Origin of the sequence: Streptomyces sp. NPDC046261 (genome assembly GCF_040646235.1) — a bacterium.
GTDB lineage: Bacteria > Actinomycetota > Actinomycetes > Streptomycetales > Streptomycetaceae > Streptomyces.
Map to the genome: position 1 here is coordinate 15,236 of NZ_JBEYZU010000014.1, position 21,246 is coordinate 36,481.

Sequence of the window (21,246 nt, forward strand, 5' to 3'; positions counted from 1 at the left end):
GGGGGCGCCGGTCAGGCCCGGCGGTCGGCTTCCGTCCGCTCCCACTGGCCGGCGCGCCGCTCGATGACCGCGGGCACCAGGCCGAAGGGGGCGGGGTGGATGCGGTGGCTGAAGTCCATCAGCTCTATGCGCTCCGGGCGCAGCCGCAGCACGACGTAGTCGTCCCCGTCCGGCCCCTCGGGGAAGAACGCGGCGAAGGCGTCCTTCCAGTGGGTGAGGCGTTCGTGCAGGCCGTCCTCGACGTGGGCCTGCCCGCACAGGACGACATAGGCGCCGGCGGCACGGTCCTCGATCGCGTAGGTCACCTGCGGCCGCTCCGCGACGTGGGCCGCCTTGCGGGAGCGCGGGCTCGTGCCGATCCAGACCGAGCCGTCGTCGTCGACGCCGACGTGCTCGACCAGGCGGGTGTGCGGGCGCAGGCCGTCGTGGGTGGTCAGAAAGCCGTTGGGGTTCGCCCGCGCGAGCCGCAGGGCGGCTGTGAACAGCGTCTGCGCGGAAGGGCCGGACTGATCGGTGGTCATGCGGCATTCCTTTTCCTCGAACGCGAACTCTCCATACGCTTGCGTATGTTTACCGTACGGTAGCGTACGGCCATGGTGCAACGGCGAGAGGGCAGGCCGCGGAGCGGTGGACGGCAGCGGCTGAGCGCGCGGGACTGGGCGGACGCCGCCCTGACGGCCATCGGCGAAGGCGGCCTCGCCGCAGTCGCCGTCGAGCCGCTCGCCGCCCGGCTGGGGACCACGAAAGGCAGCTTCTACTGGCACTTCACCAACCGCGAGGCGCTCGTCGAGGCCGCGCTGCGCCGCTGGGAAGAAGTCTGCACCGAGGACATGATCAACGCCCTCGCCCCCGAACCCGACCCGCTGCGGCGGCTGCGCAGGCTCTTCGCCGAAGCGACCGCGGCGGCGGCCCGGGACCCGCTCGAGCTCTCCCTGCTCGCCACCTCCGCACACCCCCAAGTCGCCGCCGTACTGCGCCGGGTGACGGAGCGCCGCATCGGCTACCTCGCCGGGCTCTTCGCCGAGCTCGGCTTCCCGCCCGACGAGGCCCGCCGCCGCGGCGTGCTGGGCTACACCGCCTACCTGGGCCACACCCAGCTGGGCCACGCGGTGCCCGGCGCGCTTCCGCCCGCCGCCGAGCAGGCCGCGTATCTGGACTCGGTCATCGACACCCTGTTGCGCCGGGACTGAACCACCGCTGAAACTTTGGAGTCTTCCTTTTCATGAACACCATCGACGTGCCCGCCGGCACCGAACCCCTCCGCGTCCTGGCCATATCCGGCAGCCTGCGCGCCGACTCCGTCAACAGCGCCCTCCTGCGCGCGGCCGGCGCGCTGGGCGGCGCCGCGGTGAAGCTGGAGCTGTGGGACGGGCTGGCCGCGGTCCCGCCCTTCAGCGAGGACGACGAGGCCGAGCCGGGCGCGGGCGTCTCCGCGATGCTCGCCGCCTTCGCCGGCGCCGACGCCCTGCTGTTCGCCACGCCGGAGTACAACCGCTCCCTGCCCGGCCAGCTCAAGAACGCCCTCGACTGGGCCTCCCGCCCCTACGGCCGCTCGGTGCTCACGGGCAAGGCGGCGGCGGTCATCGGCGCCAGCCCCGGCAACTTCGGCGGCCGCCGGGCCCACGCCGACCTGACCAAGGTGCTCAAGGCCTGCGGCGCCCGGGTCGTCGGCGACGAGCTGTGCGTGGCGCAGGCCCACACCGCGCTCGGCGAGGACGGCCTCCCCGTGGGCGAGGAGCTGCGCACCGCCCTCACCGGCCTGCTCGCCGCTCTCGGCGAGGCCGTCCGCACCGCCGGGACCGAGTGAGCCGACGCCGCCTCCAGGCGTCCGGCAGGGGCGGGGGCCGCATGTTCGGGTGCCGCCCCCGCCGTTGTCCGGCGGCCGGGTGCGGCCGGTGCGTGGCGTGATTCGTTCGGTCTCCCATGAGCTTGGCCGGATCGTTGCACGCCGTAACCGCCGCGATGGGAACATCATTTGGTCGTCGTCGCGGTGAGCGTTGTGTGAAGGCTGTCGGCGCTGCCCGCGGTGCACGAGCAGATGACCACGAAGGGCCTCGCCGTCTCCGCCTCCAGAGTGGGAGCCGATGTGGCCTTGGACCAGGCGTCCGTCATCTCCGAGTGGGTCGTGCCCGCCGCCGTCTGCGCGCCGGTGACCTGGGTGTGCCTGGTCTTCCGCTACAAGGAGGACGGCCGGCTGCTGGGCACCGTCCGCTCGTCGTTGCTGGGCCTCTGCGTCGTGCTGTGGACGTCGGGGACGGCGGCCCTGGTCAGCGGCCTGCTGCTGCCCCTCACCCCGAGCCTGCCGCCGTGGGCGGTGGGCCTCGCGACGGGCTGGGGAGTGGTCTCCCGGGGCAGGGCGGAGCAGACCAGCGGGCGCGCCGCCATGGCGGTGCTGACGCTGGGCAACTCCCTGATGCTCCGCCAGCTGGCGCTGCGGCTGCGGGCCGACCGTGCCGACTGGTGCGAGCGGATGGCCGAGGGCTTCGGCGACTGCTGGGACCTGCAGTCCTTCGCCGACCACGTCAGGGGCCATCTGCTGCTGCGGGCCGACGTGCCGGGGGACGGCAGCCGGACCCGCACCGCCCTCAAGCGGGAGGTCAACGAGCGGCACAGGGAGGTGCGGGCCGCGGCCCAGAAGTGGATCACCCTGGAGACCAAGGTGGACAAGGTCTGCCAGCAGCAGGGCCGCCGGCCCTACCGGGAGGAACTGCGCATGCTGCGCCGGTCCTTCGGTGAGGCGGAGCAGTATCTGAAGTACCTGCTGGAGCTCGCCCACGCCCATGGCAGGCGCAGCGACGGCGAGCGGCTGCTCGCGCTCAAGCGGCGGTGCCTGGCCCGTGCCGGGTCGGAGGACGTGCCGGACACGCCGGACGTCTCAGCAATACGGTGACGGCGTCAGCGGCGTGATGGGCGCGGTCTGAGGCAGCGCGGACCCGGTGGCGTACGGCTCGCGGCCGTCCGACGGGTCGTGGAAGGTGATCTCCACTGTGGCGTCGAGGGACGCGGCGACGGCGGCCAGCGACCGCAGGGTGAGGTTCTCGCCGCCGGAGAGGATCTGGCTGACCCGGCCGGGCGAGACGCCCATGCAGTCCGCCAAGTCCTTGCGGGTCATGCCGCGTTCGGCGAGGAGCCCGGCCAGCGACGCCGTCGCCTGACGCGCGAGCCTGGCTCCCGCCAGCTCCGCCGCACGACCACCCTCTACGGTCTCTCGCCAGGCCATGTCTACCCCCACCAGCTGTGCTGTCGTCAGGTCCGGAAGTCCTCGATGCAGCATGCCACCTTTAGCCCTAGCTAAAAGCCAAGTCTGGCGTAAACGGCCGGTCCCCACAACCAGGAGGCCCGCGTTCCTTATCGATGACCAGGGGATACGCGAGCGTCGACGGTTTTCGGCCACATCCGGGGGTTTCACTCCGGTGGAGCCGTGGCGCGACGTCTGGTCAACCCCCCGTCCTCCCCCTACGATTCGAACGCTCTCAGTCCCAACGGGCCCGGGAAAGGCCCAGCAGGTTGGCATGAGCATGGTCGTATGACGGTCATGACGGGCCCGCCGCCCGCCGCCTTTCCCGGTTCGCCCGGCACCTCCTGCATCCCGGCGCCCGCCCCCTCCGCTCGGGGGAATTCCCGGTGCCAACGGGCGCGGGACCACTTGTCTTCCCCTCGGGCCCCAGGCCCGCAGACAACCGATTGGAGCACCATGCCCGCCGGTCTCTTCACCGCAGGCGCGATCGCGGCGTTACTCGCGACGCCGCTGTCCACGCACGGCTCCTCGTCCGTCATCACCAACCCACCGCCGGACAAGATCGTCATCGAGGTCGCCACCGTCAACGGGTCGGGCTGTCCGGCCGGGACCGCCGCCGTCGCGGTCTCGCCCGACAACACGGCCTTCACCGTCACCTACAGCCAGTACCTCGCCCAGGTCGGCGTCGGCTCCAAGCCCACCGACTTCCGCAAGAACTGCCAGCTGAACCTGAACGTCCACGTGCCGCAGGGCTTCACCTACGCGATCGCCGCCGCCGACTACCGCGGCTACGCCAAGCTCGAGGCCGGCGCGTACGGCGTGCAGAAGGCGTCGTACTACTTCCAGGGGTCACCCGTCACCACCCCGAGCAGCCACACCTTCAGAGGCAACTACGCCGACAACTGGCAGGCCACCGACAGCGTGCCCATCGCGGCGCTGGTCTGGGCGCCCTGCGGCGAGCTGCGGAACTTCAACATCAACACCGAGCTGCGGGTCAACGCCGGCACCTCCGACCCCAGCAAGACGACGAGCTTCATGACCATGGACTCGACGGACGGCAGCATCAACACGATCTACCACCTCGCCTGGAAGGAATGCCCGAAGCCCTGACGGGCCGCGCGCCCTGATCCCGGGCGCCCGGCGGGTCCGCGGGATGCGGGCGGGCCCGCCGGTGGCGGGATCGTGTCCTCGCTCACACCGACTTTATGCCCAAACCACCCGTTCCTACCTGCGGCTATCGCGCTCCGCAGGGCAATCGTGACCCAGAGGGTATAGACCTCTGGCGGAAATCGAGCGAATGTTGGGGGAATTCCTCGCGAAGACGGACGGTCCACGCATCGCTCCACGGGCCGCCGGCGCGGCGGACGAGCACCTGGTCCGGCGCCCTTCGCGCCCCTCGACCGCACCCGAGCCACATGCCTGCATCCAGCCGCGACACCCTGAGTTCCCCGTCCACGGCCGACGCCGTCACCAGCGCCTGTGAACCCGTCGCCGCATGGACGACCCACCCCCGGCGGCTCCTCGGTCAGTGGGATCCGGGCATGACGTCCTGCACGCACAGCCCGCCCTCGCCCTGGGCGCCGGGACCGCCACCCGCGCGAGCGGTCTCCCTGCCCGCCGCGCCGCCCTCCGTGGCCGCCGCGCGCCGGTTCTCCGAGCGCCTGCTGGCCGAATGGGGGCTGGGCGAGCTGACGGCCGACGCCACCCTGCTGCTGTCCGAGCTGGTCACCAACGCCATCGTGCACGTACCCGAGGGCGCCGGGGACGTGGAGCTCGTCATCAGCCGCACCCCCGATCACCTTCTCGCCCAGGTCAGCGACGCCGGCGGCTGCCTGCCGCTGTGCGCCGAGGCCGGCCCGGACAGCGAGAACGGCCGAGGCATGTGGCTCGTCGAGCAGATCGCCGACCGGTGGGGCCACCACGCCTCCGGCACCGGCACCGGCAAAACCGTCTGGTTCGCCCTCTCCCTCCCCGGGGCCGCCTCCGGCGACTGACGGGCACCGGCGGGGGCGCGCGGCCCGGAGGGACGCGCCGCCAATGCCCGCCGGACGCCTCCGTGGGCTGCGCGGGGGGCGGGTTCGGAGGGAACATGGAAGACGCTGCGGCGTAAACGGCGAGGAAAGGACCGAGGGACCGGCACCTACGGGCGCGAGGCCGCCGCACCACCCCGAGCGGGCGGAAGGAGGACCTCGAATGGGCACCACCGACGCGTACCGGCCCGACCCGGGCCGTTCCCGGCCCGCCCCTTACGAACCCGGCAGCCTCCTCGACCTGCTCAGCGTGGCCGCGGCGGTGCTGGACCAGGAAGGCCGGATCGTCCTGTGGAGCCCCCAGGCCGAGGAGCTGTTCGGCTGGTCCTCCGCCGAGGCGCTGGGCCAGTACGCCGCCAAGCTCCTGGTGGACGAGGACCACCGCGGCGACGTCCTCGAGCTCTTCGCCAAGGTGATGAGCGGCGGCTACTGGGCCGGGGTCTTCCCCGCCCTGCACAAGGACGGCACCACCCGGCTGCTGGAATTCCGCAACATGCGGCTGGAGGACAAGGACGGCGGCGTCTTCGCCCTCGGCATGGCCACCGACCGGGAGACCCTGCGCGAGGTCGAGCGGGACCTGGCCCTCTCGCTGCGCCTGGTGGCCCAGTCCCCGATCGGCCTGGCCGTCATGGACACCGAGCTGCGCTACGTCATGGTCAACCCCGCGCTGGAGCGGATGCACGGGCTGTCGGCCCGGGACCACATCGGCAAGCGCGTCCACGACGTGCTGCCCGTCAAGAACGCCGCGGAGATCGAGTCCGCCATGCGCCAGGTCCTGGCCAGCGGTACCCCGCTGGTGGACCAGTTCGTGGTGGGCCGCACGGCCGACCCGGCCGTCGGCGAACGGGCCCGCCTGGTCTCCTACTACCGTCTCGAGGACCCCGCCGGCCGGGAGATGGGCCTGGCCACGTCGGTCGTGGACGTCACCGACCGGCACCGCGCGGCCACCGAGGCCCGCCGCAGGCTGGCCCTGATCGCCGACGCGTCGGTACTGATCGGCACCACCCTCGACCTCGACCAGACCGCCCGGGAGCTGGCCGAGGTCGTGGTACCCGACCTGGCCGACGTGGCCGCCGTCGACGTCCTCGACACCATGCTGGGCGGCAACTCCGCCGCACCGACAGGACAGCGCGCCGCGGTGTTCCGGGCCCTGGCCGTCGCCTCGGTGGCGTCGGGCGAGGCCACCGACGCCGTCCGCGCCGCCGACCCGCCCGGTGAGATCGCCCGGTACGACGCCGACCGCCTCGTCTCCCGCTGCGTCAGCACCGGCCGCCCCGTCCTGCTCTCGCACGTACGGCCCGGGGACCTGCCCCGCATCGCCCGCGACGAGGACGCCGCCCGGCTCCTGGGCCGGGCCGGCCTGCACTCGTACATGGCGGTCCCGCTGATCGCCCGGGGCGAGGTGCTCGGCGCCCTGGACCTCAAGCGCACCCGCAACCCCGAGCCCTTCGACGAGGACGACGTCGTCCTCGCCGGCGAGCTCGCCGCCCGCGCGGCCGTCTGCATCGACAACGCCCGCTGGTACCAGCGCGAGCGCGCCACCGCCCTCACCCTCCAGCGCGACCTGCTGCCCCAGCTGCCCCAGAACCCGGCCGGCCTGGAGGTCGCCTACCGCTACCAGCCCGCCGGTACGGCCGGCCAGGTCGGCGGCGACTGGTTCGACGTCATCCCCCAGGACGGGGAGCAGAGCGCGCTGGTCGTCGGCGACGTGATGGGCAGCGGCATCAACGCCGCCGCGGCCATGGGCCAGCTGCGCACCGCCGGCCGTACCCTCTCCGCGCTCGGCCTCGACCCGGCCGAGGTCCTGCGCCACCTCGACCTCACCGCCAGTGGTCTGGACCAGACGATCGCGACCTGCCTCTACGCCGTCTACGACCCCCGCAGCGGACAGTGCCGCGTCGCCAACGCCGGCCACCTGCCCCCGGTCCTGATGCGCCCCGGCCGCCGTCCGACCCTCCTCGACCTGCCCACGGGCGCCCCCCTGGGCGTCGGGGGCGTCCCCTTCGAGTCCATCGTCGTGGACCTGGACCCCGGCGATCAGCTCGTGCTCTACACCGACGGCCTGGTCGAGACCCGCGACGAGGCCATCGACGCCCGGCTGGAGGTGCTCGTCGGCCTGCTCGACGGGCCGATGCCCGACCTGGAGTCCACCTGCGACCTGCTGCTGCGCGAGCTGCGCGAGGACAACGACCAGGACGACGTGGCGCTGCTCATCGCCCGGGTCCTGCCGGGGCCGGAATGAGCGCCACCGCGTTGTAGGCTGCGGAGACAGCCCTTGACCTGCGGAGAGCGGGCAGGGAGCCGACCAATGGGGAGTTTCTCCGTGCTTCGCACCATGATGAAGTCCAAGATCCATCGCGCCACCGTCACCCAGGCGGACCTGCACTACGTGGGCTCGCTGACCATCGACGCCGACCTGATGGAAGCCGCCGACCTGCTGCCGGGCGAGAAGGTCGACATCGTCGACATCAACAACGGCGCCCGGCTGTCGACCTACGTCATCGAGGGTCCGCGCGGCAGCGGAGTGATCGGCATCAACGGCGCCGCCGCCCGTCTGATCAGCCCCGGTGACCTGGTCATCATCATCGCCTACGGCTCCATGGACGACGCCGAGGCGCGTACGTTCGCGCCGCGCGTGGTCTTCGTCGACGAGCACAACGCCGTCGCCGACCTCGGCAGCGACCCCGCCGCCGTCCCCGAGGGCTCCGGCCTGCGGCGCGGAGACCTCGTCGCGGGCTGACGCCCCCGGACCCCCGGTCGCCGCGCTCAGGCCCGGGCCGCCCGGGCGATCGTCCGGGCGGCCTGCTCTCCCGCCGCCCGCACCCGCTCGTCCGTGCCCGGCCGCAGGCGCTGCGAGGCGGGGTCGTACTCCATCCCGATCGCCCCCGCGTGGTCGGCGCCGGCTATCTCCTCCAGCTCGACCGGCCAGCGCCGGGCCATGAGGGCGTCGCGCGCCGCACGTGAGTACGCCGGGCCCATCAGCGTGTCCGCCGTGCCGTGCACCAGGTGCACCGGCACCGGAACGGGGATGCCCGGCCCCGAGGCGGCCAGATCGCTCAGCGGGGGAGTGCCGGTCGTCCGGGCCGGCAGGTCGTAGCGCGAGGCGATGCCCACGACCGCCGCCGGCCGCCAGCCGCCCACGACCTCCGGCCGCAGGGCCAGCCCCAGGGCGGCAGGGGCGCCCGCCGACCACCCGGCCAGCACGATCCGTTCCGGGTCGCCGCCGTGCCGGCCCGCGTGCGTACGGGCGTACTCCAGCGAGGCCAGCAGATGGGCGCGGCCGGCGTCCGGGGCGTCCGAGCGCCAGTCGGGTACGTAGACAAGCGCGCCAAGCGCGCCGAGCGCGCCCGACCCGGCGACCGCCCGCGCGACCGGCCGCAGGATGTCCCGCTCGTCCGGGCCGGTGCCGTGCCAGAGCAGCACCGTGGGCAGGGGCGTGGGACCGGTGGCCGTGCCGGGCCGGTGGACGTCCACGAGCTTGCCGTTGGGCGCGGTGACGGTCGTGCGGATCACGTCGGGGCGTTCGGGCACGGCGGCCTTTCCTGGTCGGGTCATGGCTGACCGGCCGCCGTGGGAGCTAGGACTGGCCCTCGGGCGGCGCCGGTTTGGCAGGGTTGGCCGGGTTGGTGGGGAGGCCCTCCAACTGGCGTACGCGCTCGATGACTTCGTTGATCGAGTGCAGGCTCGCGGCGGAGAGCCCGGCCGCGCGGAGCGCCACGCGCTGCACCTGGGTGTCGCGGAGCGCCACCATCAGGCCGAGGTCGGCGTTGACCTCCGCGGTCACCTGGTCGTCGAAGAAGTACGCCGGAGGTACGCCGAAGAACTTCGCCAGCGCCTCCAGATGCCGCAGCGTCGGATTGTCGCGCTGTCCCTTGCGCAGCAGCCAGATGTAGCTACCGGAAATCGACACGCCCCCGGCGGTGATCGCACGTGCCACTTCTTCCGTCGTGTACGGCTCCCGGCCTGCCGGAATCACCGTCCGGAACAGGTGATTGAGCTTGTCGGCCAGTGTGTTTTCGGCCGTTGCGTCGGGGTTGTTCATGATCGCACCTCCCTCCCGGCGGTCAATCTAGCTTACGGGCGACCGGGGCGGTTCATGTCACCGCGCACCGAACGCGGTTGACAGAGTGTGGGCTCGCTGCCTAGCGTCCTTGGTGTCGGCGGATCGACTGGTGTTGGATCGCTCGTAAGGGCGGTCAATCACCAGTTGGTCGGGACGGGACTGGTGCCCGCCCCGACCGTGCACGGGGGATCCGCCGTCGTTCGGAGGTTCTGCTGGGGGGGATGTCATGACGGATCCGGAGCCGGAACAGCAACGGACCGCTGTGCTTCCCCTCTGCGCCCTGCTGCCCTCGGATTCCCCGAGGGTGGCGGGCGAGGACCCGCTCCACGTCCAGGCGCTCGCGCGGCTGGATGCACCACTGCCGCCCATCGTCGTCCACCGCGAAACGCTGCGGGTCGTCGATGGCATGCACCGGCTGCGAGCCGCTCGTCTACGGGGGGATGAGCGGATCGCGGTCCGGTTCTTCGACGGCAGCGCCGAGGACGCCTTCGTCCACGCGGTCAGGCTCAACATCCGGCACGGACTGCCGCTCACCCAGGCCGACCGCACCGCCGCGGCCGAGCGCATCATCCGCAGCCATCCACACTGGTCGGACCGGCTCATCGCCTCGGCGACGGGCCTGGCCGCCAGCACCGTCGCCGCTCTGCGCAGACGGGCCACCGGAGCGGCCCCGCAGGTCAAGGCCCGCACCGGCCGCGACGGCCGGGTCCGGCCCGTCAACGCGGCGGAGGGCCGCCGCCGGGCCGGCGCGCTGATCGCCGCCAAGCCCCAGGCCAGCCTGCGGGAGATCGCCGACGGCGCCGGCATCGCGGTGGGCACCGCACGGGACGTCCGCCTGCGCATCCGCCAGGGCCAGGACCCGGTGCCGAAGAAACTGCGCGACGCCGAGAGCCGCATGCAGGACACCCAGACGTGCGCACGGCCCGCGCCCGCACCGGCCGTCGCCGCCGCCGAGCCGGCGCCAACCGGCGCCGTGAACACCGATCCGCCCCTGAAGAAGCTCTGCAAGGACCCCTCCCTCCGCTTCACCGAGGACGGCCGCGCCCTGCTGCAGCTGCTCAGCGCCCACACCCTGGGCGGCACCAGGTGGCGCCGGCTGCTCGACGCCGTACCCGCCCACCGCCGGGCCATGGTCGCCCAGGCCGCCCGCTACTGCGGCGAGTCCTGGCTGCGCTTCGCGATCGAACTCGAACGCCGGGCCGTATGACGGCCCGCCGGTTCGTACGGACAGTCCGCGGGCAGCTGGCCTCGCGGGGGACCGACGCTGTGCGGCGACCGCCGCGGATACGAGGACAGGCCATGAGCGCCGCGACTGCAGCGACCACCACCGGCGTCGACGCCGGGACGATCGCCTTCACCCTGCTCGGCCCGGTGTCCGCCAGGGTCGGCCCGGAACCCGTCACCATCGACGGCCGCCGGCAGCGCGTCGTCCTCTCCCTCCTCGTCCTGGCCCGGGGCCGGGTCGTCCCCCTCGACACCCTGGTCGACGCCGTATGGGGCGACCGGCCGCCGCTCTCCGCCCGCACCCAGGTCGTCCTGTGCGTCCGCGCCCTGCGCAAGGCCTTCAGAGCCGCCGGCCACACCGGCCCCGTCATCATCACCGCCCACCAGGGCTACCGTCTGCGCACCGAACGGGCCGACGTCGACGTACGTGCCTTCGACGCCCTGGTCACCGCCGCGGACGAGGCCGCCGCGGAAGGCGAACCGACCGAAGCCGGCACGCTGTACAAGCGCGCCCTCGACCTGTGGAGCGGACAGGCGCTGGAGGGCGTGGGCGGCCGGGTGACCGAGGAAGAGGCCGCCCGCCTGGAGGAACGGCGGCTGGCCGCGTACGAGGCCCTGCTCGGCGTCGGCGAGACCCAGCTGGCCACCGGCCTCTTCGACGAGGCGGAGAGCACCCTGCTCGACGCGCTCGCCACCGCCGAACGCACCGGCGACGCCCTGCTGGTCGCCGAGGCCAACCTGGTGCTCGGCCGCTTCTGCCGCATGCTGCGCCGCACCGTCCGCGCCGGCCAGTACCTGGCGGTGGCCCACCGGGCGTTCCGTCAGATCGGCTCGGCCCAGGGCGAGAGCCAGGTGGCGGTGGAGATGGCGCTGCTCGCCGAGCGCGTGGCGGAGTCGGGCCCGCCGCTGGACGCGATTCCGCGTCAGCTGACGCGGTGACGGCCGGGGGCAGGCCCCCTGACCTTTCTTACGCCAGCTCCGCCATCGTCGGGTACGACGACTGCGCGCCCTGCCGGGTCACCGCCGCCGCGCCCACGCGCACGGCGAAACGGACCGCCTCCGGCAGGGAAGCGCCCCGCGCCAGCCGTGCCGCCAGCGCACCGGTGAACGCGTCGCCCGCCCCCGTCGTGTCCACGACCTCGACCGCGACGCCGGGCACCACGACCGGCGCGTCCGCGCCCGCCTCCAGCGCCAGCGCCCCCTCCCCGCCGAGGGTCACCACCACCGAACGCGCCCCCCGCTCCCGCAGCGCCCGGGCCCACTCGGTGGGGGAGCCGTCCGCGCGGCCCGACAGCAGCCGCGCCTCGTGCTCGTTGACCACGAGCGGGTCGGCGGCCGACAGCAGCCGCGCGTCGAGGGCGTCCGGCGCCGGCGAGGGGTTGAGCACCACCCGGGTGCCGCTCTCCGCGGCGACGTCGACCGCCGCCCGTACCGTCCGCGGCGGCACCTCCAGTTGGAGCGAGACCACCGCCGAGGCGGCGACCGCCTCGCGGGCCGCACGCACGTCCTCCGGAGTGAGGTGGGCGTTGGCGCCGGGGGAGACCACGATGGTGTTGTCCCCGTCCGGGCCCACGACGATCATCGCGGTCCCGGTCCGGGCCCCCTTCTCCACCAGCACGTGCCCCAGCCGAGTGCCCGCCACGCGCTGGGCGTCCCACACCAGTCGACCGAAGTCGTCGTCCCCGACCCGGGCCAGCAGGGCCGTCCGCGCGCCGAGACGGGCCGCCGCCGCGGCCTGGTTGGCGCCCTTGCCGCCGGCGGACTCCACCAGGTCCGAGCCCGTGACGGTCTCGCCCGGTCCCGGGCGCCGGCCGACCCGGACCATCAGGTCCACGTTGGCCGAGCCGATCACCAATACGTCATACATGTCGTCCCACCCGTCGAACTCCGCCGGGCTCGCCCCGGTCACCAGGGTCACCGGCACCTTCACCTGCTTCGGAAGCCTCTCACCCCGCACCGCCGTCAGCGCCCCCGACCACGGCGAGGCCGTCATCCGGAGTGGCGCGAGGCGCGTTTTCGCTCTGCGTGACGGTGCGCACGCTCCGAGTCGCGGGAATCGTGGGGCCGGGTCATGCTGGGACGACCGTGGCCGACACCGGCCGGCCCGGCCCCGGAGCACCGGTCGCGACCGTGCGCGGGGGCGGGCGAAGGCACCCGCACGGTGCCCCGGCCGGCAGGCATCCGGCACTCCCTGGCGTCCTTGACGCACGAGCGAGGGGACAGCTGTGATCATGGCTGAGACAAGGCCTTGCCCCCGCGGGCGCGACACCGCCTCACCCGACACCACGGGTCACTTCCTGCGCCTGGCCGCGCTCCCCGAGGGCCCCGAGCGTGACCGGCTGCGGCAGGAGGTGATCGCCGCCTGGCTGCCCATGGCCGAGCGCGTCAGCGTGCGGTTCCGCAAGAGCGGCGAGAGCCCGGCGGACCTCCGGCAGGTGGCCGCGCTGGCCCTCGTCCATGCCGTCGACCGCTTCGACCCGCACCTCGGGTGCGCGTTCGAGTCCTTCGCCATCCCCACCATCACGGGCGAGCTCAAGCGGCATGTACGCGACCACGTGTGGTCGCTCCACATCCCGCGCAGGGACCAGGAGTTGCGCGCCGCGGTCCGCGCCGCGCGCACCAGGCTGGAACAGCGCGACTCCGGCGCGCACATCACCGCCGCCGCGCTGGCCGCCGAGACCGGGTTGTCCGAGGAGGAGGTCCGGCGCGGTTTGCACGCCGACGGCGTGCACCACACCCTCTCCCTGGACCATCCGGTCGCCGGCGCCGACGACCTGCCGCTCGCCGAGACCCTGGGCCTGCCCGACCGCGCCCTGGACCTGGTGATCGACCGGCAGTCCCTCAAACCGCTGCTGGACGCGCTGTCCGAGCGTGAGAGATACGTCCTGTACTGGCGCTTCTTCGGCAACCTCACCCAGCAGCAGATCGGCGCGCGCCTGGGCGTCTCGCAGATGCAGATCTCCCGCATCCTCAGCCGCACCTGTGAGCGGCTGCGCCGGCAGCTGCTCGCGGCGGCCTGACGGCTTTCCCGCCTTCCCGCCCTCCAGCCTTTCCCGTTTTCCCCGCTTTTCCGTTTCCTGCGTTTCTCGATTTCTCGCTTTTGTCGTCGTTCTCCGTTTTTCCATCCCCGTGACGGAAGGCAGGCGCACACCATGACGTCACACCACACGCATCTGACCCCGGACCTGCCGCCGATCGTCGACGTGCCCGATCTCCCCGGCGGCAAGGCCGACGCGGGGGAGGGGGAGGGGGACGGGTCCGAGCCTGGACCGGCGGCCGGACGCGGCAGTGGCGCCCATCAGGAGGATGGGCGCCACGGGCGCGCAGGGGAGGGTTCCGGCGGCTGACTGTGACCCTCCCCCCGCGCGGTGCGCGCGGGTCCGGCTGTGACGCGCGCGCTCTTGGGGGGTGGGACTCAGTCGTTGACGCAGGTGTTGCCGAAGGTGGGGTTCAGCAGGCCGACGATGTTGATCGTGTTGCCGCAGAGGTTGATCGGGACGTGCAGCGGGATCTGAATGACGTTGCCGGAGATGACGCCGGGGGAACCCACGGCGGCACCCTGCGCGCCGGAGTCGGCCGAGGCGATGCCGGCGGCGCCGGATACGACGGTGCCGACGGCGGCGGTCAGGACGGCTGCCTTGGCGATACGCGACATGGCTAAACCTTTCTAAGGGGTGTTGAGAGATGATTGTGGCGGGCAGTTCAGTAGGAGTTGGGTCAATATGGACCGCAGCACCCGTAATTAACCCGGAAAGGCCAATAAGTCGGATGTAATGTCCGGGGTTTGGGGAGCGCATTTCCGGCCCTTTCCGGACCCGTTTCCCCGGTCGCCCGCCGTCGCCTGTCGCGCCGTGGCGACGGTGCCCCGCCCGGCGGGCCGGGCACCGCGTGCGGCCGCCCGCGCACGGTCCCGCGCCGACGCCCCCGGAGCCGGAATTGGCGCTGCCGCGCCGGTCTACGTACAGTTTCCTGGAACCCTTATCGAACAAACGGACTGGAAACGACAGCGGTCATGACCGTCACTGAAGAAATCCACGACGGTGCAGGCCACCAGTCGGACCACCCCGGCATAGATCCCGAGCGCATGGCGATCTGCCTGAGCGTCCTGGCGGAGCTCGACGAGCTGCCGGTCGACCACCCCGACGCGATCGCGGTCCGCCGTGCCACGTCCGGGATCTACCGGACGGTGAAGCAGCGCCGCCGTCAGGAACGGCGCGCCGCCAAGACCGCCCACGACAAGCAGGTCACCGAGGCCACCGCCACCGGCTCCGCCGACCGGATCGACGACGAGACGCAGGGCATCCTGCCCAGCTCCACGGCGCTCGGCGAGATCGCCGGCATCCTCCAGCGCCCGCGCTCCTGCTACATCTGCAAGACCCGCTACGTCGAGGTCGACGTCTTCTACCACCAGCTCTGCCGCGACTGCGCTGCGGAGAACCGGGCCCGCCGCGACGCCCGCACCGACCTCACGGGCCGGCGCGCGCTGCTCACCGGCGGCCGGGCGAAGATCGGCATGTACATCGCCCTGCGGCTGCTGCGTGACGGTGCGCACACCACCATCACCACCCGCTTCCCCAACGACGCGATCCGGCGCTTCAAGGCCATGCCGGACAGCGACGAGTGGATCCACCGCCTCAAGATCGTCGGCATCGACCTGCGCGACCCCGCCCAGGTGGTCGCCCTCGCCGACTCGGTGGCGGCCGAGGGCCCGCTCGACATCCTGATCAACAACGCCGCCCAGACCGTACGCCGCTCCCCGCGCGCCTACAGCGAGCTGGTCGCCGCCGAGTCCGCCCCGCTGCCCGCGGGCGAGCTGCCCACCGCCGAGGTGATCGGCACCTTCGGCAGCGGTGCGGTGGACGCCGTCGCCGCGCTGCCGGCCCCGCGCCGCGAGGGCGAGGGCCTGACCGCGCAGAACATCACCGACCTGGCGCTCGTCGGCGGCTCGGCCTCCCTGGCCCGTATCGAGGCGGGCACCGCGATCGACGCCGGCGGCCTGGTGCCGGACCTGGACTCCACCAACAGCTGGATCCAGACCGTCTCGGAGGTCGACCCGGTCGAGCTCCTCGAGGTCCAGCTGTGCAACTCCACGGCGCCGTTCATCCTGATCAGCCGCCTGCGCCCGGCGATGGCCGCGGCAGCCGCCCGTCGCACGTACGTGGTGAACGTCTCCGCCATGGAGGGCGTCTTCAGCCGCGGCTACAAGGGCGCCGGCCATCCGCACACCAACATGGCCAAGGCCGCCCTGAACATGCTCACCCGCACCAGCGCCCAGGAGATGCTGGAGAGCGACGGCATCCTGATGACCGCCGTCGACACCGGCTGGATCACGGACGAGCGCCCGCACCCGGACAAGGTGCGCCTGGCCGCCGAGGGCTTCCACGCCCCGCTCGACCTCGTGGACGGCGCGGCACGGGTCTACGACCCCATCGTCCGCGGCGAGCAGGGCGAGGACCTGTACGGCTGCTTCCTGAAGGACTACCGCAAGTCGAACTGGTAGCCCGGGGCCCCGCCCCCGGGCTCCGGTCCTCGAGCGCCGGACGGGCTGATTCGATCAGGGCCGCGTCAGCAGGCCGGGGAGCGAGGCCAGCGTCGACGTCAGGGCCGTCGACGGGACGCCGCCGCCCTGGGCCACCTCCGCCGTGCCGCCGCCGCGGCCGCCGAGGAGGGACTTCACCAGGGTCGCGGCCGACAGGCCGGCCGCGGTCGCGGCCCGGTTGAGGGCGATCGTCAGGACCGCCTTGCCGTCGCCGGCCGCCCCCACCGCCACCACGCCCGGCCGGGCGTCCGGCAGCCGGTCGCGGACGGCCAGGGCCAGGGAGCGCGCGTCGGCGTCCGTGGTCGCCGTCACCACGAGCGTGCCGGCCACGTCGGCCGCCGCCCCGGCGAGCTCGGCGGCACGGTCCTGCTCGGCCCGCCTGCGCAGCTCCTCCGCACGCTGGTCGGCGGCCTTGAGCCGGTCGAGGAGGCCCGCGACCCGCTCGGGCAGCCGGCCGCGCGGCGTCTGGAGCTGCTCCGCGAGGCGGGCGACCAGGTCGCGCTCGCGGGCCAGATAGCCGAAGCCCTCGAAGCCGACCGCGGCCTCCAGCCGGCGCATCCCGGCCCCCACCGACGACTCCGCCGTCAGCGCCACCACGCCCACCTGCGCCGCGTGCTCGACGTGCGTACCGCCGCACAGCTCGCGCGACCACGCGCCGCCGATCTCGACGACCCGCACCCGCTCGCCGTACGTCTCACCGAAGAGCGCCAGCGCGCCCAGCTCCCTGGCCTCGGGCAGGGACATCCAGCGCACGTCCACCGGCAGGTCCCGGCGCAGCGCGCGGTTCGCCGCCTCCTCGACCTCGCCGCGCGCCGCCGGGCCCAGGGCGCCGCGCCAGGGGAAGTCCAGCCGCAGGTAGCCGGGCCGGTTGTACGAGCCGGCCTGCAGCGCGGTCGGGCCGAGCACCTGCCGCAGCGCCGCGTGCAGCACGTGCGTACCGGAGTGCGCCTGCCGGGCACCCAGCCGCCACTCGGCGTCCACGGCGGCCCGTACGGTGTCGCCCACCGCCAGTTCGCCCGCCGTCACCCGGACCTGATGGACCACCAGCCCCGGCAGCGGCCGCTGCACGTCCAGCACCTCGGCCTCCACCGACGCACCCGTCAGGGCGCCCGCGTCGCTGTCCTGCCCGCCGGACTCGGCGTAGAAGGGCGTCCGGTCCAGGACGGCGGTGGCGATCTCCCCGGTGCCCACGGACGTCAGCGGCCCGGCCGGCCCGAGCAGGGCCAGCACCGTGGAGTCCGTCAGCAGCGTGTCGTAGGCCCGCCAGTCCGTGGGCCCGTGGGCGTCCAGGACCGACCGCAACGCCGAGGTGTCGAGCGCCCCGCCCGACTTCCGTGCCCGGGCGTCGGCGCGGGCGCGTTCGCGCTGCTCGGTCATCAGGGCGGTGAAGCCCTCGCGGTCGACCTCGACGCCCTGCTCCTCGGCCATCTCCAGGGTCAGGTCGACGGGGAAGCCGTAGGTGTCGTGCAGCAGGAACACCTGCTTGCCGGGCAGCAGATGGCCGCCCTGGGCCTTGACCTCGGCCACCGCCGTGTCCAGCACGGTCGTGCCCTGCCGCAGCGTCGCGCGGAACGCGTCCTCCTCCGCGTACGCCTGCTGCGCGATGCGGCCGAACTCCTCGGCCACCTCCGGGTAGCTGTGCCGCATGCAGTCCCGCGCGGCCGGCAACAGCTCCGGAAGCGCCGGATCCTGGTACCCCAGCAGCCGCACCGACCGCACGGCCCGGCGCAGGATGCGCCGCAGCACGTACCCGCGACCCTCGTTGCCGGGCGCGGTGCCGTCGGCGAGCAGCATCAGGGCGGTGCGCACATGGTCGGCGACGACCCGCAGCCGGACGTCCGCCTGATGGTCGGAGCCGTAGCGCACCCCGGTCAGCTCGGCGGCGCGGTCGAGGACGGGCCGGGTCTCGTCGATCTCGTAGAGATTGTCGACACCCTGCAGCAGCGCGGCCATGCGCTCCAGGCCCATGCCGGTGTCGATGTTGCGGCGCGGCAACTCACCCAGGATCGGATAGCCGGACTTCCCGGCGCCCTCACCCCGCTCGTACTGCATGAAGACCAGGTTCCAGAACTCCATGTAGCGGTCCTCGTCCGCGGCCGGCCCACCCGCGCGGCCCAGCGCCGGCCCGCGGTCGTAGTACAGCTCCGAGCAGGGCCCGCAGGGGCCGGGGACGCCCATGGACCAGAAGTTGTCCTCGTCGCCCCGGCGCACGATGCGCTCCTCGGGCAGCCCGGCGACGCGCCGCCACAGCTCGGCGGCCTCGTCGTCGGAGTGGTGCACGGTGGCCCAGATGCGATCGGGGTCGAGCCCGTAGCCGTCCTGGGAGACGGACAGCTCCCAGGCGAAGGCGATGGCCTCTTCCTTGAAGTAGTCCCCGAAGGAGAAATTCCCGTTCATCTGGAAGAACGACCCGTGCCGGGTGGTCTTGCCGACCTCCTCGATGTCGAGGGTCCGCACGCACTTCTGCACGCTGGTCGCGCGCGGCCACGGCGGCGCGGCCTCGCCGGTCAGGTACGGCTTGAAGGGGACCATGCCCGCGTTGACGAACAGCAGCGTCGGGTCGGGCGTGGGCAGCGGCGCGCTGGGCACCACGGTGTGGCCGCGGGCGGCGAAGAAGTCGAGGAAGCGGCTGCGGATGTCGGCGGTACGCACAAGGGTCTCCGGAACAGATGTCAGGCGGCGCGGACGGTGCGGGCTGTTCTCGCGACGGGGTGGAGCGCCGCGTACTCCAGGGGCGCGGACGGGTCGATGGACACATCGAGCGGCGCGGGCTCGGCCCCCGCCCGCACCAGCAGGTCCCCGACTGCGGCGATCATCGCGCCGTTGTCGGTGCACAGCCGCAGCGGCGGTACGCGCAGCTCGATGCCCGCAGCATCGCAGCGGGCCTGCGCCAGCGCCCGCACCCGCGAGTTCGCGGCCACGCCGCCGACAACGACCAGCGTGCCCACGCCGTGCGCGGTGCACGCGGCCACGGCCTTGCGGGTGAGCACGTCCGCGACCGCCTCCTGCAGGGACGCCGCCCCGTCGGCGACGGGCAGGGCCCGGCCGGCCGCGCGGTGCTGCTCGACCCAGCGGGCGGCGGCCGTCTTCAGCCCGGAGAAGGAGAAGGCGTACCGGTCGTCGCGCGGCCCGGTCAGCGGCCGCGGGAAGGCCACCGCGCGCGGATCACCCTCCCGCGCCGCCCGGTCGATGGCGGGCCCGCCCGGATAGGGCAGCCCGAAGACACGGGCGACCTTGTCGAAGCACTCACCGGCGGCGTCGTCGAGCGTGTCGCCCAGATGCAGGATCGGATCGCGCGCGAGATCCCGGACGAGCAGCAGCGAGGTGTGCCCGCCGGAGACGATCAGCACCATGCAGGGATCGGGCAGCGGCCCGTGCTCGAGGGTGTCGGCGGCCACGTGCCCGGCCAGATGGTGCACCCCGTAAAGAGGCACGTCCAACGCGTACGCGAGCCCCTTCGCGGCCGCGACCCCGACCTGCAGAGCGCCGGACAGGCCCGGCCCGGTCGTCACCGCGACCGCGTCGATGTCCGCCATCTCCAGCCCGGCGTCCGCCAGTGCCGCCCGCACCACGGGCGCGGCCGCGTGCACATGCGCCCGCGCCGCGATCTCCGGCACGACGCCGCCGTAGCGCGCGTGCTCGTCCATGCTCGACGCCACCGCGTGGCCCAGCAGCTTCCCGTCCCGGACCAGACCGGCGCCGGTCTCGTCGCAGGACGACTCGATACCCAGCACCACCGGTGAACGCCTCACGAGCGCGCCTCCTGCCTTCATTAGGTAATTGCACATCCTATGCAACAAGCCTCCCGGCCGTGGCGCGGTCTCCGCTGGTCAGTAGAGTTCCGGTGCCCCTTGATCGCAGCCCGAACCCCGAGGTACACCCCGTGAGCCACGCCCCCGTGACGGTCGTCGGAATCGGCGCCGACGGCTGGCCCGGCCTCGCCCCCGGCTCCCGGGAGGCCCTGCGCCACGCCGAGGTGCTCATCGGCGGCCCCCGCCAGCTCGACCTGCTGCCGGGGGAGTGCACCGGCGAACGCGTCGCCTGGCCGACGCCGCTGCGCCCGGCCGTCCCGGCCCTGCTGGCCGCGCACGCCCAGCGGCGGGTGTGCGTCCTGGCCAGCGGCGACCCCATGTTCTACGGCATCGGCCGCACCCTCGCCGAGGTGCTCGGCGCCGAGCGGCTGCGCGTGCTGCCCCACCCCTCCTCCGCTTCGTACGCCTGCGCCCGGCTGGGCTGGGCCCTGCACGACACCGACGTGCTCAGCCTCGTCGGCCGCCCCCTCCCGGCGCTCACCGCCGCCCTCCACGACGGCCGCCGCCTGCTGCTGCTCAGCGCGGGCGCCGGGACGCCCGCCGAGGTCGCGGCCCTCCTGCGCGAACGCGGCTACGGACCGAGCCGGATGACGGTACTGGAACAGCTGGGCGGCGACCGCGAACGCCGCATCGAGGAAACGGCCGTGAACTGGCGGCATCCCGCCGTCGACGCGCTCAACGTCATCGCGATCGAATGCCGCCGCGAGCCGGACGCCCTGCGCACCGCCCTCACGCCGGGCCTCCCGGACGAGGCGTTCGAGCACGACGGCCAGCTGACGAAGCGCCACGTACGCGCCGCGACGCTCGCCGCGCTCGCCCCCGCCCCCGGCGAACTGCTGTGGGACGTGGGCGGCGGCTCCGGCTCCATCGGCATCGAGTGGATGCGGGCCCACGCCTCGTGCCGGGCCGTCGCCGTCGAACGCGACCCCGTACGGGCCGGGCGCATCACCCGCAACGCCGACGCGCTGGGCGTCCCGGCCCTGCGCGTGGTGACGGGCCGCGCGCCCGCCGCGCTCGCGGATCTGCCCACCCCGGACGCCGTCTTCATCGGCGGGGGCCTGACGGCACCGGGCCTGCTGGAGGCGTGCTGGCAGGCGCTGCCGTCGGGTGGACGGCTGGTGGCGAACACCGTCACCTTGGAATCCGAGGCGTTGCTGACGGACTGGTACCGCCGCCATGGCGGTGAGCTGACCCGGCTGGCGGTCGCGCATGCCGTGCCCGTCGGGGGCTTCACGGGGTGGCGCCAGGCGATGCCGGTGACGCAGTGGTCGGTGGGCAAGCGGTGACGGGCGCCGCCTCTGTGCGTACCGGTTCGGGTGCGGCCTGGTGGTCGGTTTGTG

At 73.5% G+C, this 21,246-nt stretch carries 20 protein-coding genes; 12 read left to right on the forward strand and 8 right to left on the reverse strand.

Features of this window, described 5'->3' with window-relative positions; all coding sequences use genetic code 11:
• Positions 1 to 11 precede the first annotated feature (11 nt).
• Positions 12 to 521, reverse strand: coding sequence for a pyridoxamine 5'-phosphate oxidase family protein (locus ABZ956_RS22520; RefSeq protein ID WP_361896451.1), 510 nt, complete (start codon positions 519 to 521; stop codon positions 12 to 14).
• Between the two features lie 72 nt (positions 522 to 593).
• Here ABZ956_RS22520 and ABZ956_RS22525 point away from each other — a divergent pair, with 72 nt between their 5' ends.
• The 3 genes from ABZ956_RS22525 to ABZ956_RS22535 all read left to right on the forward strand — a co-directional run bounded on the left by ABZ956_RS22525 (position 594) and on the right by ABZ956_RS22535 (position 2,890).
• Positions 594 to 1,190, forward strand: coding sequence for a TetR/AcrR family transcriptional regulator (locus ABZ956_RS22525; RefSeq protein ID WP_361896454.1), 597 nt, complete (start codon positions 594 to 596; stop codon positions 1,188 to 1,190).
• A gap of 32 nt (positions 1,191 to 1,222) precedes the next feature.
• Positions 1,223 to 1,807, forward strand: a complete 585-nt coding sequence (locus ABZ956_RS22530; RefSeq protein ID WP_361896456.1) for an NAD(P)H-dependent oxidoreductase — start codon at positions 1,223 to 1,225, stop codon at positions 1,805 to 1,807.
• Between the two features lie 231 nt (positions 1,808 to 2,038).
• Complete coding sequence (locus ABZ956_RS22535) at positions 2,039 to 2,890, forward strand: hypothetical protein (protein WP_361896459.1); 852 nt, start codon at positions 2,039 to 2,041, stop codon at positions 2,888 to 2,890.
• Here ABZ956_RS22535 and ABZ956_RS22540 read toward each other — a convergent pair.
• The gene (locus ABZ956_RS22540; protein ID WP_361896461.1) at positions 2,876 to 3,220 is read right to left on the reverse strand and encodes a helix-turn-helix transcriptional regulator; all 345 of its coding nucleotides are present in this window, start codon (positions 3,218 to 3,220) and stop codon (positions 2,876 to 2,878) included. The two genes, ABZ956_RS22535 and ABZ956_RS22540, sit on opposite strands and share 15 nt — an antisense overlap.
• A gap of 474 nt (positions 3,221 to 3,694) precedes the next feature.
• Here ABZ956_RS22540 and ABZ956_RS22545 point away from each other — a divergent pair, with 474 nt between their 5' ends.
• The 4 genes from ABZ956_RS22545 (at position 3,695) to panD (ending at position 8,008) form a co-directional block, all read left to right on the forward strand.
• Entirely contained in the window at positions 3,695 to 4,348 is a 654-nt protein-coding gene (locus ABZ956_RS22545) for a DUF4360 domain-containing protein (RefSeq protein WP_361896463.1), read from the forward strand.
• A gap of 305 nt (positions 4,349 to 4,653) precedes the next feature.
• Complete coding sequence (locus ABZ956_RS22550) at positions 4,654 to 5,232, forward strand: ATP-binding protein (RefSeq protein ID WP_361896466.1); 579 nt, start codon at positions 4,654 to 4,656, stop codon at positions 5,230 to 5,232.
• Between the two features lie 199 nt (positions 5,233 to 5,431).
• The gene (locus ABZ956_RS22555; RefSeq protein WP_361896468.1) at positions 5,432 to 7,510 is read left to right on the forward strand and encodes a SpoIIE family protein phosphatase; all 2,079 of its coding nucleotides are present in this window, start codon (positions 5,432 to 5,434) and stop codon (positions 7,508 to 7,510) included.
• A gap of 81 nt (positions 7,511 to 7,591) precedes the next feature.
• Complete coding sequence (gene panD, locus ABZ956_RS22560) at positions 7,592 to 8,008, forward strand: aspartate 1-decarboxylase (RefSeq protein WP_361896471.1); 417 nt, start codon at positions 7,592 to 7,594, stop codon at positions 8,006 to 8,008.
• Between the two features lie 26 nt (positions 8,009 to 8,034).
• Here panD and ABZ956_RS22565 read toward each other — a convergent pair whose 3' ends face one another.
• Together ABZ956_RS22565 and ABZ956_RS22570 are read right to left on the reverse strand one after the other, a co-directional pair.
• Positions 8,035 to 8,823, reverse strand: coding sequence for an alpha/beta hydrolase (locus ABZ956_RS22565; protein WP_361896474.1), 789 nt, complete (start codon positions 8,821 to 8,823; stop codon positions 8,035 to 8,037).
• 22 nt (positions 8,824 to 8,845) lie between these two features.
• The gene (locus ABZ956_RS22570; protein WP_361896477.1) at positions 8,846 to 9,310 is read right to left on the reverse strand and encodes a helix-turn-helix domain-containing protein; all 465 of its coding nucleotides are present in this window, start codon (positions 9,308 to 9,310) and stop codon (positions 8,846 to 8,848) included.
• Positions 9,311 to 9,557: 247 nt separating this feature from the next.
• On the opposite strand from ABZ956_RS22570, the gene ABZ956_RS22575 reads away from it, so the two are divergent.
• Together ABZ956_RS22575 and ABZ956_RS22580 are read left to right on the forward strand one after the other, a co-directional pair.
• Positions 9,558 to 10,538, forward strand: coding sequence for a streptomycin biosynthesis protein (locus tag ABZ956_RS22575; protein ID WP_361896479.1), 981 nt, complete (start codon positions 9,558 to 9,560; stop codon positions 10,536 to 10,538).
• A gap of 92 nt (positions 10,539 to 10,630) precedes the next feature.
• Positions 10,631 to 11,494: a helix-turn-helix domain-containing protein gene (locus ABZ956_RS22580; protein WP_361896482.1), complete on the forward strand. Its 864-nt coding sequence runs from the start codon at positions 10,631 to 10,633 to the stop codon at positions 11,492 to 11,494.
• 28 nt (positions 11,495 to 11,522) lie between these two features.
• Here ABZ956_RS22580 and rbsK read toward each other — a convergent pair whose 3' ends face one another.
• Positions 11,523 to 12,422 carry a ribokinase gene (rbsK, locus tag ABZ956_RS22585; RefSeq protein ID WP_361896775.1) on the reverse strand — a complete coding sequence of 300 codons (900 nt, stop codon included), beginning with the start codon at positions 12,420 to 12,422 and terminating at the stop codon, positions 11,523 to 11,525.
• 364 nt (positions 12,423 to 12,786) lie between these two features.
• On the opposite strand from rbsK, the gene ABZ956_RS22590 reads away from it, so the two are divergent.
• Complete coding sequence (locus ABZ956_RS22590) at positions 12,787 to 13,575, forward strand: sigma-70 family RNA polymerase sigma factor (RefSeq protein ID WP_361896485.1); 789 nt, start codon at positions 12,787 to 12,789, stop codon at positions 13,573 to 13,575.
• A 395-nt stretch (positions 13,576 to 13,970) separates the two neighbouring features.
• On the opposite strand, the gene ABZ956_RS22595 is transcribed toward ABZ956_RS22590, so the two are convergent.
• A complete protein-coding gene (locus ABZ956_RS22595; protein WP_361896487.1) occupies positions 13,971 to 14,210 on the reverse strand; it encodes a chaplin in 240 nt (79 codons plus the stop codon).
• Between the two features lie 357 nt (positions 14,211 to 14,567).
• Between ABZ956_RS22595 and ABZ956_RS22600 the strand changes: the two genes are divergently transcribed.
• Positions 14,568 to 16,055, forward strand: coding sequence for an SDR family NAD(P)-dependent oxidoreductase (locus ABZ956_RS22600; protein ID WP_361896490.1), 1,488 nt, complete (start codon positions 14,568 to 14,570; stop codon positions 16,053 to 16,055).
• Positions 16,056 to 16,109: 54 nt separating this feature from the next.
• On the opposite strand, the gene alaS is transcribed toward ABZ956_RS22600, so the two are convergent.
• Positions 16,110 to 18,746 (reverse strand): alanine--tRNA ligase, encoded by a 2,637-nt coding sequence (gene alaS, locus ABZ956_RS22605; RefSeq protein WP_361896493.1) that lies wholly within the window; start codon positions 18,744 to 18,746, stop codon positions 16,110 to 16,112.
• Between the two features lie 20 nt (positions 18,747 to 18,766).
• A complete protein-coding gene (gene tsaD, locus ABZ956_RS22610; RefSeq protein WP_361896496.1) occupies positions 18,767 to 19,846 on the reverse strand; it encodes a tRNA (adenosine(37)-N6)-threonylcarbamoyltransferase complex transferase subunit TsaD in 1,080 nt (359 codons plus the stop codon).
• 131 nt (positions 19,847 to 19,977) lie between these two features.
• On the opposite strand from tsaD, the gene cbiE reads away from it, so the two are divergent.
• Positions 19,978 to 21,192, forward strand: coding sequence for a precorrin-6y C5,15-methyltransferase (decarboxylating) subunit CbiE (gene cbiE / locus ABZ956_RS22615; protein ID WP_361896499.1), 1,215 nt, complete (start codon positions 19,978 to 19,980; stop codon positions 21,190 to 21,192).
• Positions 21,193 to 21,246 lie beyond the last annotated feature (54 nt).